Genomic DNA, 9350 nt, shown 5'->3' with positions numbered 1-9350 from the left:
TGCCCAGGGAGCGCAGCGTGCCGTCGGTGTAGGCGGACCAGTACTGGTTGGCACCGTCGCCACAGGCCCACGTCTGGACGGCGGTCCCGTCGGCGGTGGCGGCGCCCTTGACGTCCATGCACTTGCCGGCCACACCGGACTGCACGCGGGCGGGCGCGGGAGCGGGGTTCTTCAGCCACCCGGCGCTGTCCGCGGACTGGACGCCACGGTGGAAGGCGTCGGCCATCTTCTGGTAGCCCGAGTCGTTGGGATGCAGGGGGTCGGCCAGGTCCGCCGTGGTCAGACTGCTCATGTCGACGAACGCGACGCGTTTGCCCGCGCCCTGCGCGTCGCTGACGATGCGCCGGGTGGCCTGGTTGTACGTGCCCCGGAACCGCTCCTCCGAGCTGCTGGTGGACACGACCAGGGAGGCGACGAGAACGGTGGCGTCGGGGACGTCTGCGGTGATCTGGTTGACCAGCGACCTCAGCCGGGCGATGGCGCTGTCGACCTCGGAGGCCCCCTGAAGGTCGTTGGTCCCTATGTGCAGCGTCACGACGTTGGGCCGATAGCGGGTCAGCGAGGCGTCGGCGAGCGCGGCGATCTGGTCGATGCGATACCCGGAGTGGCCTTCATTGTCCGGATCGGACATCGAACCGTTCCGCACCGTGCCCACGAAGTCCAGCGGATGTCCGTCCGCCGCGAGCCGGTTCCACAACGGCGCGCGGTAGCCGTTGCCCGTGCTGCTTCCCACGCCCCAGGTTATCGAGTCGCCCAACGGCATGACCCGCAAAGGCGTGTTGGGGGCGGCGGAGGCAGGGGTCACACCTGTCGCCGTCACCCCGAGCGCGGCTGCGACAAGCGTGATCACGGGGAGAATCCAAGACTTTTTCATAGATGTCCTCTGTTCTGGGCGTGATTGCTGAACCAGCCAGGCTGACCGCCGTCCGGCCGTGCCAGGTGTGATGCGTGACGAGCCCCTTTCGGCATCCGGCCCTCCGAACACGTGCAGCCGGCCCGTCCAGGGCGGGGCGATGGAAGTGAGGGCGTGAGGACCACGCCGATGCCGCCTGCCCGCATCGGCGACGGGAGCCTGTCCGGCCAGCCGAACTCCCGTGCTCGTGGTCGAGGTTCCGGCTTGGCGGCTACGGTCTAGCCCCACTGATGCCGGCCCTCGTTGATCCGCGTTCAGGTCTTCGCCTCGTCGTCGGAGCGGTAGGCGGCGGTGATGGTGCCTATGGCGCCGACCATGTGGATCACCGGACAGGAGGCGCCCGCGATGGCCTTTACCAAACCGAGTGGGTGCGAGCCGCGCAGCCGGCGACCTGGAGGCGACGTTCGGCGTCATTGCGTCAACCCTTCATGGCGCACCCGGACACCCGGCGGTGGGCCGTCGGCTGCGGTGGCGTGACTGAACCATCTGAGCTGAGAGCGGACATCCCATCACTGTCGAGGCATACGCAATCGAAGCGCTTCGACGCTGGTGTGAGATTAAGTGAACGCCCATGAGCACACAAGGGTCACTTCAAAGATTCCTCCGAGGTCAACGCCCGCTCTATCCGGATGCCGATCCCATGACGCGCTTCTGCCGCTCCGGAGACATCGAAGCGCTTCGAAGGGACTCTCCCGCTCTACCTCAGGTAATCCCAGGTCTCTGCACGCACGGCGCACACGCCGCCGCCCGTTCCACGCTCACAGCCGGCTTTCGCCGAGCGCATCGACGGCACTTCACGCCCGCCTCGTGGCCCGCCACTCTCCCCGACGTCTTCCACAATCCGCGGGCCGGGACACACACGGCCCGCGCCGCAGCGTCGGAAGCACACCCCCTCGGGGAACTCGTCCGACCTCTCGGTGACCTGGCGTGGCGGGCCGTTCCTCGTCGGCTGATCCGCTGGAGCTTTGGCCCACCGCGCGAGGTGAAGTATGCCAATGCGACCCTCCGCAGTGACCACACGACGACAGGGTGAAGGCCGAGCGGTCCATCAGGACGAGCGCCGACTGAGCGTCGAGGCGGTCAGCCTCCCTTCATGCCGTCAGACGCGAAGATCGCGCCGCCATCCCGGCACGTTCTCTGAACGCCAGGTCAGACAGCGTCCGCAGACGACGCGCTTCACCTCGTGCACTTCGAGAGACAGGTCGAGCACGCCCGGCCATACTGGCCGATTCACAAGAACCAACAGGTCAGATGCCCTTTGCGGCGGGCTCCAGAATCGCCACGCACTCCACATGATGCGTCATAGGAAAGATGTCAGCCTGAGCGCTTCGCAGAAAAGGCAAGGTCAGAGGCGCTTCCTCGGCTCGCCACCCTGCGTGCGGGCGCCCAGAGCGTCAAACGAGCGTCACAGCTGTCGGCCCGTCCCGCCTACTGGTGGCAGCTGAGCTGCCACGACCAGCTCCCCCCGTAGGCTCCGTCCCGCTCACTCCAGCCGCCGGCTCGCTCCTCATGCCCCGCGCCGCTTCTCCGGACGCCATAATGGGCTCATGGCCTCCAGCTCACAGCATCGCGCACCCGCGCCGAGAGAACTCCCGGGCGTGGATGCTGACGACCTCGCGCTGTACCGGGAGAAGTTCCGCCGCCGCCTGCCGGAGTCGCTGGACGAGCTGCGCGGGCCCACCCACGGTGTCGTGGATCTGCCGCTGCACATGGCCTGGTCCGGGATGACCTCGTACGATCTGGGCAAGCCGCGTCAGCGTATGGGCCTCTATCGGACCGTCCTGCACGAGGGCCTGCGCGATGACCTGCCCCGATACCTCAACCAAGACCTGCTCGTCAAGCTGTGGCCGGTGCTGCGCACTCTCGTCGGCCGCACCGTGCGCGCCGTATGGGAAGACGCCTTCCCTCAGCTCGCCTCCCGCACCCGGGCAGCCGCGTGACGGACATGCCGGAGCTGCACACGCGGCTCCTGGCGGATGTCATCGCGCTCGGTTCCCCGTATCCACTTGTTCTCACCGGTGGATACGCCGTGCGGGCGCACCGCCTCGTGAACCGTCCCAGCCAGGATCTCGATGTCGCCACCGAGAACCCGGCGCCCATGGCCGATATCGCCGCCACGCTCCGTGCCGGCCTGGAAGCCCGCGGCTGGGAGGTGCAGGCGCTGGAGACTGCCCCGCTGTCCGCCCGCTTCACCGTGTCCGACCCGGCCACCGGTCAGGAGTGCGAGGTCGACATTCTGAAGGAGATCTTCTGGCAGCCGGTCGCCCAAAGCCCGTACGGGCCCGTCCTCGCAGAGGAGGACGTGATCGGGACCAAAGTCCGCGCCCTGGCCGACCGCGGAGCGCCCCGCGACTTGATCGATGTGTTCGCAGCCTCCCGGCGGTGGACCAACACCGAGCTCGAAGAGTTCGGCCGCCGACACGCCCGCGGCCGCTTCGAGCGCGAAGACCTGCAGTCGAACCTCACGGGCGCCGAGTGGACCGACGACGAAGCCTTCCTTGCCTACGGGCTCGATGACGCCACCATCACCGCGCTTCGCGCTTGGGCCGTGGAGTGGGCCGACGACCTCGCCGCTCGCCTCATCAATGAGTCCGATGATCCGCACATCGACTGATCACGTCCGGATGAGGGCTTGCGGTGAGACTGGGGGGCTTGCGCGCTGAAATCCGCCGTACCGTGGCAAGGTGCTCGCCGGAGCCGGCTACAGGTGCAGTCCCACATGGTTCACGACGAACCGCTTCTCCTCGGAGTCGAGGGCGAAGTAGATGCGTCCGACCTCGTTGGGCGAGACCGCGTCCCGGACCTTGATGTGCGGCAGCCCGTCCCAGCGCTTCCCGTTGTACGTGAAGTAGCGCTTGTCCTTGTCCTTGCTGAGTTTCTCGTCGTTGGGCGCGAATTTCAGTCCGTGGTTGTCGTAAAACCACTGGGCCAACCTTGGCATCCTGCCGGAATTGGAGTACAGGTCCATCGCAGCCTGCGCGAGGGCGGTCAGCCGGTCGGTCATCTCCTGGGGGTACGGGTAGCGGGAGTCCTTCCAGGCGCGCGCCGCTCTCATCGTGAACACGATGTGCCCCTCCGACGCTTTGGCGAGAGCTTCGAAAGTGGGCACGGCGTCCGTTCCCAGAGCAGGGATCTCGCTCCAGGCGTCGAATGTGGCCGCCTGCCCACTCCCGCTCTTCGACAGGTTCAGGTACTCGTTCTTCCAATAGTCCCGGTCCTGACGCAGGGCCTCAGCGGTGGCGGCATCGTCTCGCGCCTTGTCGCGTTCCACCATGCAGCTCTGTGCCATGTCCTCCCAGGATGTGGCGTCCTCTTCGAGCTGCCGGACACGTTTCTGCAGTGCTTCGAGCTCGGCGGTCGTGTCTCCGGCAGCCTGGGCGCGCGACAACTGCTTCGCCGCCCTGCGGGCTCCCGCACGGTACGACGCCTGTCGCGCACGGTCCCATGCCGTGTCGCCGCCACGGGCTATGACAGAGAGATGGGCGAGCGACGGCATCAGCCGCCGTTCCACGAAGAACATCTGAGACACCTCCTCACGTGAGTAGGCGGGGTGTTCCAGGCCGAGGTCGGGCCAGACCAGCCGGGCGCCACCGCTGGGTACGGCCACCTGCTCGTGGGCGCGGCGGACGGCCTGTGCGGTCACGTAGTTCAGCGTCACCACCTGGGCCAAGCCCGCGAGTTGTCCCGACGCGTCGGCCGCCGCGCTCCAACCCGCCTGGTCCCTGGGATGCATCAGGAGAATGGGGAGTCGCGTGCGCAGCGCCAGGACATCGAGGAGTACGTCAGCGTGACTCTCCTCCCGGATCCTCTCGTATCGCCCCGTGGCGAGCTGGCTGAGCACCCGCACTTCGAGTTGCTCGTCGCCTAGCACCGCCCGCAGCAGGTTGGGGCGCTTGAGGGGCGGATCCTGCACCGGCGCTATCCAGCCGTCGGGGATCTCCCTCCCCATGATGATCCTGAGCCCGCCGCCTTCCCCCCACTCCGAGACCGTGACCCGGGTGACAAACTGGGCCGGCCCCGTAGACAGCGGCTGGTGGATGGTCATGCGCAGGGCGCGGGTGAGTTCTTCGCCCGCCACGGCCCAACTCACTGTGCGGTCACCATGGCCGGGAATCTTGCCGGGGAGCACCGCCTGGCCGTCTCTGTCGAGTTCGGTCACCGACGGTGCGGGTACACGGCCGTGGTGGCCGAGCCAGTCGGCGAGATGGCCGCGAAGGCTCTCGTAGACGTGGCCCGGCTGCTCCTGGACGGACCGGATGTCGAAACTGACGGCATACAGCGCCTGCACGGCGGCTCCCCTCACCCCCGATGCCCTGTGCGTGGACCGTTTCCCCCTCGAAAGCGGTCAGGGCACCGCTCGGAGAGCAACCGTAATACCGCCACGCCCAGGTCCGTAATGTCCTGGGCGTGGCTTCGGGGTCGACCGCCCTGTCAACCGAACGCCATAACTGCTGGCCCCGACGGGCCGGATGAAACAGGGAGCCGTCGTGCACTCCGCCCAGACCGTCTTGGCGGGCCGGGGCGGTCGGTCACCTCGCTTCGGACGACGCCCGGACTCTCGTCGTGGGCAAGGAACTGGGCGAAGTCTCGCCCGGTGACGCGGCCGGAGGACGGCGTTTGCCGCGAGTTCGCGGCGACCAGGTCGACTGTGTCGTATGCCCCGGTGGCGTGCGGGACCCCGCTCAGTTACCGACTCTCGAAACTTCGAGAACTGAGCTGCCCGATGTGGTGCGAGACATCGAGATCACCCCGCGATGGCCCAATAACGGCCAGAGCCCCGAAGCGAGTCAGCCGAGCGTCAAGATTCCTAGCAAGAACCCCTGAAAGCGCCGCGGGTCAAGCACCCTTTGCGGCGGGCTCCAGAATCGCCACGCACTCCACATGATGCGTCATGGGAAACAGATCGAACGCCCGCAGCGTCCGCACCCGGTACCCCCCGTCCCGGAAGTACCCCAAGTCCCGCGCCAACGCGGCCGGATCACACGCCACGTACGCGATCCGCCGTGCCCCAAGCGAGGCCAGGTGCTGGACCGTCTTGCGGCCCGCCCCCGCCCGGGGCGGGTCCAGCACGATCAGGTCGACCTCCGAGATGCCCGTGCGCGGCAGCACGCTCTCGACCTTGCCCTGCTCGATCCGCACCCGCTCGAAGTCCGCGAGGTTGTGCCGCGCGTCCTCCACCGCCCGCTTGCCCGACTCGATGCCGAGGACCGCTCCCTGGTCGCCGACGCGGTCCGCGAGGGCGCCGGCGAAGAGGCCGACCCCGCAGTACAGGTCGAGGGCCATGTCGCCCTTGCGCGGGAGCAGGCCCTGCATCACGGCCGTGACCAGCGTGTCCGCCGCCTTCGGGTGGACCTGCCAGAAGCCACCGCCCCCGACCCGGTGTGTGCGGCCGTCGGCGCGCTCGCGGACGAAGGGGCGGCCGTGGACGCGGTGGACGCCGCCGGAGCGCTCGTCCACGCGCAGGACGGAGACGGGGCGGTCGAGTTCGACCAGCGGCAGGCGCGCGCCGGGCTTCGGGGTGAGGATCACCTGGCGGTCCTGGGAGCCCGTCGCCGCGATCGCCTCGACGGAGTCCATGCCCGTCCAGACCCGCTTCTCGATGCCCAGCTCGCTGACACCCTCCGCGGCGATCATGCAGTGGTCGATCGGCTCCACCTCGTGCGAGCGGTGCCGGCGCAGGCCCGCCCGGCCGTCGGCGGTGACGGCGTACTGGACGCGGGTGCGCCACGCGGGGACCTGGCCCGCGGGGACCTTGTCGCCCTCGGCGGGCAGTACCGTGCCGTCCCAGCCGGCTTCCTCCGGGGTGAGCCCGGCCAGGTGCTGGAGCTGTTCGGCGATGACGTCGGCCTTCAGGCGCCGCTGCGCGCCGGGCTTGGCGTGCTGCCAGTCGCAGCCGCCGCAGCGGCCGGGGCCGGCGAACGGGCAGGGCTCGTCGATCCGGTCCTTGGAGGCGTCGAGCACCGTCACGGCGTCCGCGCGCAGGAACCGCGCGCCCTGCTCGCCCTCGGTCACCCGGGCCACGACCCGCTCACCGGGCAGGGCGTGCCGGACGAACAGCACCTGCCCCTCGGACGTACGGGCGATGCAGTGACCGCCGTGGGCGACGGGGCCGACCTCGACCTCGTACTCCTCCCCCACCAGCGACTTCCTCGGTTCTGCCTGCATGGCGGGGTGACTCCAAAACACGTGAGGGGAAAGGGCCGAACGGAAACGGCCGGACAACAGCCCACCAGTCTACGTGGCTGCCGCCCGGCCGTTTCACACGAGCCGTGCCTCAGGAGATCTTCAGGACTTGTGCTCGGAGGACTCCTTCGACCGCACCTGCGCGGGACCGCGCCGCACCGAGCCGGGCGCGTTCCAGTCCTGCTGCCGGCGGGCGCGCCGCTTGGCCGCCTCGGAGGACTGCAGCTGGTACGGCACGGAGGTGACCATGATGCCCGGCGTGAACAGCAGCCGGCCCTTCAGCCGCAGGGCGCTCTGGTTGTGCAGCAGGTGCTCGTACCAGTGACCGACGACGTACTCGGGGATGATCACGGACACCGCGTCGCGCGGCGACTCCTTGCGCAGGCTCTTGACGTACTCGATGATCGGCCGCGTGATCTCGCGGTAGGGCGAGTCCAGGACCTTCAGCGGGACGTCGATGCCGCGCCGCTCCCACTCCTCGCGCAGGGCCTTGGTCTCCGCCGGGTCGACGTTGACGCTCAGGGCCTCCAGCGTGTCCGAGCGCATCAGCTTGGCGTAGGCCAGGGCGCGCAGCGTGGGGCGGTGGATCTTGGAGATCAGTACGACCGAGTGGACGCGGGATGGCCTGACGAGGTCGTCGCTGGGGCCCTCGGGGGCGGCGATCTCGGCGGCGACCCGGTCGTAGTGCTTACGGATGGCCGTCATCGTCGCGTAGAAGATCACCATGCCGAGCAGGGCGACCCAGGCGCCGTGGGTGAACTTGGTGAGGAGCACGACGACCAGGACGAGGCCGGTGAAGAACGCGCCGAAGGCGTTGATGGCGCGGGAGCGGACCATGTGGCGGCGCTTGGCCTGGTCCTTCTCCGAGGCCAGGTGGCGGTTCCAGTGCCGGACCATGCCGGTCTGGCTGAGCGTGAAGGACACGAACACGCCGACGATGTACAGCTGGATCAGGCGTGTGGAGTCGGCGCCGTAGATGCCCACCAGCAGTCCGGCGGCACCGGCGAGGAGCACGATGCCGTTGGAGAAGGCCAGCCGGTCGCCGCGGGTGTGCAGCTGGCGCGGCAGGTAGCGGTCCTGGGCGAGGATCGAGCCGAGCAGCGGGAAGCCGTTGTAGGCGGTGTTGGCGGCGAGGAACAGCACCAGCGCGGTGGCGGCGGCCAGGATGATGAACAGGACGCTGCCCTTGCCGAAGACGGCCTCGGCCACCTGCGAGATGACCGGGTTCTGGACGTAGTCCCCACCGAGCGGCGCACCGTTGTGGAACAGGTCCCTGGCCGGGTTCTCCGCCATGCGGACGTCGGTCGCGGCGGCCAGGGCGATGATGCCGCAGAACATGGTGACGGCGAGCAGGCCCATCATGGCCAGGGTGGTCGCGGCGTTCTTGGACTTGGGCTTGCGGAAGGCCGGGACACCGTTGGAGATCGCCTCGACGCCGGTGAGCGCGGCGCAGCCGGAGGAGAAGGCGCGCAGCAGCAGGAAGACCAGCGCGAAGCCGGCCAGGCCCTGGTGCTCGGGCTTGATGACGTAGTCGGCCGTCGGTGCCCGCATGGTGTCGCCCATGACGAGTCCGCGGAAGGCGCCCCAGGCGATCATGGTGAAGACGCCCGCGACGAAGACGTACGTCGGGATGGCGAACAGCGAGCCCGACTCCTTCACTCCGCGCAGGTTCATCAGGGTCAGCAGCACGATCACGCCGATCGCGCAGAGCACCTTGTGCTCGACCACGAAGGGGATCGCGGAGCCGAGGTTCTCGATGCCGGAGGAGATCGACACGGCGACGGTGAGGACGTAGTCGACGAGCAGCGCGCTCGCGACCGTCAGGCCCGCCTTGGGGCCGAGGTTGGTGGTCGCCACCTCGTAGTCGCCGCCGCCGCTGGGGTAGGCGTGCACGTTCTGCCGGTACGAGGCCACCACGGTGAACATCAGCACGACGACCGCGACGGCGATCCACGGGCTGAAGTGGTAGGCCGTCACGCCCGCGATCGACAGGACCAGCAGCACCTCGCCGGGCGCGTACGCCACGGAGGACAGCGGGTCGGAGGCGAAGACGGGGAGTGCGATGCGCTTCGGCAGGAGCGTTTCGCCCAGCCGGTCACTGCGCAGTGCGCGCCCGATCAGGATCCGTTTGGGCACGTCGGTCAGTTTGGACACAACAGAGGATCGTAGGCGTTCGATTGCGGGGGTGCCCACCCGCCACCCCCCATCGGCGCCCCGTCTGCTCTCCGGGTGAATTCCCGGGCCCGTTCCGCTG

General features: G+C 68.8%; 6 protein-coding genes. 2 read left to right on the top strand and 4 right to left on the bottom strand.

Annotation, left to right across the window (positions count from 1 at the left end):
- On the bottom strand, nucleotides 1-733 hold a 733-nt coding region (locus tag AB0I06_RS28940), incomplete at its 3' end, for a GDSL-type esterase/lipase family protein (RefSeq protein ID WP_363121773.1).
- A 1727-nt stretch (nucleotides 734-2460) separates the two neighbouring features.
- On the opposite strand from AB0I06_RS28940, the gene AB0I06_RS28935 reads away from it, so the two are divergent.
- Nucleotides 2461-2853, top strand: a complete 393-nt coding sequence (locus tag AB0I06_RS28935) for a hypothetical protein (RefSeq protein WP_363121772.1) — start codon at nucleotides 2461-2463, stop codon at nucleotides 2851-2853.
- A gap of 5 nt (nucleotides 2854-2858) precedes the next feature.
- Nucleotides 2859-3527 (top strand): nucleotidyl transferase AbiEii/AbiGii toxin family protein, encoded by a 669-nt coding sequence (locus AB0I06_RS28930; protein WP_363121771.1) that lies wholly within the window; start codon nucleotides 2859-2861, stop codon nucleotides 3525-3527.
- 87 nt (nucleotides 3528-3614) lie between these two features.
- Here the strand turns inward: AB0I06_RS28930 and AB0I06_RS28925 are convergent, their stop codons facing one another.
- The 3 genes from AB0I06_RS28925 to AB0I06_RS28915 form a co-directional block, all read right to left on the bottom strand.
- Complete coding sequence (locus AB0I06_RS28925; protein ID WP_363121770.1) at nucleotides 3615-5201, bottom strand: hypothetical protein; 1587 nt, start codon at nucleotides 5199-5201, stop codon at nucleotides 3615-3617.
- A 548-nt stretch (nucleotides 5202-5749) separates the two neighbouring features.
- Nucleotides 5750-7078: a class I SAM-dependent RNA methyltransferase gene (locus AB0I06_RS28920; RefSeq protein ID WP_363121769.1), complete on the bottom strand. Its 1329-nt coding sequence runs from the start codon at nucleotides 7076-7078 to the stop codon at nucleotides 5750-5752.
- A 120-nt stretch (nucleotides 7079-7198) separates the two neighbouring features.
- Nucleotides 7199-9250 (bottom strand): APC family permease, encoded by a 2052-nt coding sequence (locus AB0I06_RS28915; protein WP_363121768.1) that lies wholly within the window; start codon nucleotides 9248-9250, stop codon nucleotides 7199-7201.
- Nucleotides 9251-9350 lie beyond the last annotated feature (100 nt).

It is taken from the genome of Streptomyces sp. NPDC050674 (genome assembly GCF_040654575.1).
Taxonomy (GTDB): domain Bacteria; phylum Actinomycetota; class Actinomycetes; order Streptomycetales; family Streptomycetaceae; genus Streptomyces.
The sequence above is the reverse complement of the archived record's forward strand: the minus strand, read 5'-3'. Positions and strand labels throughout refer to the sequence as shown.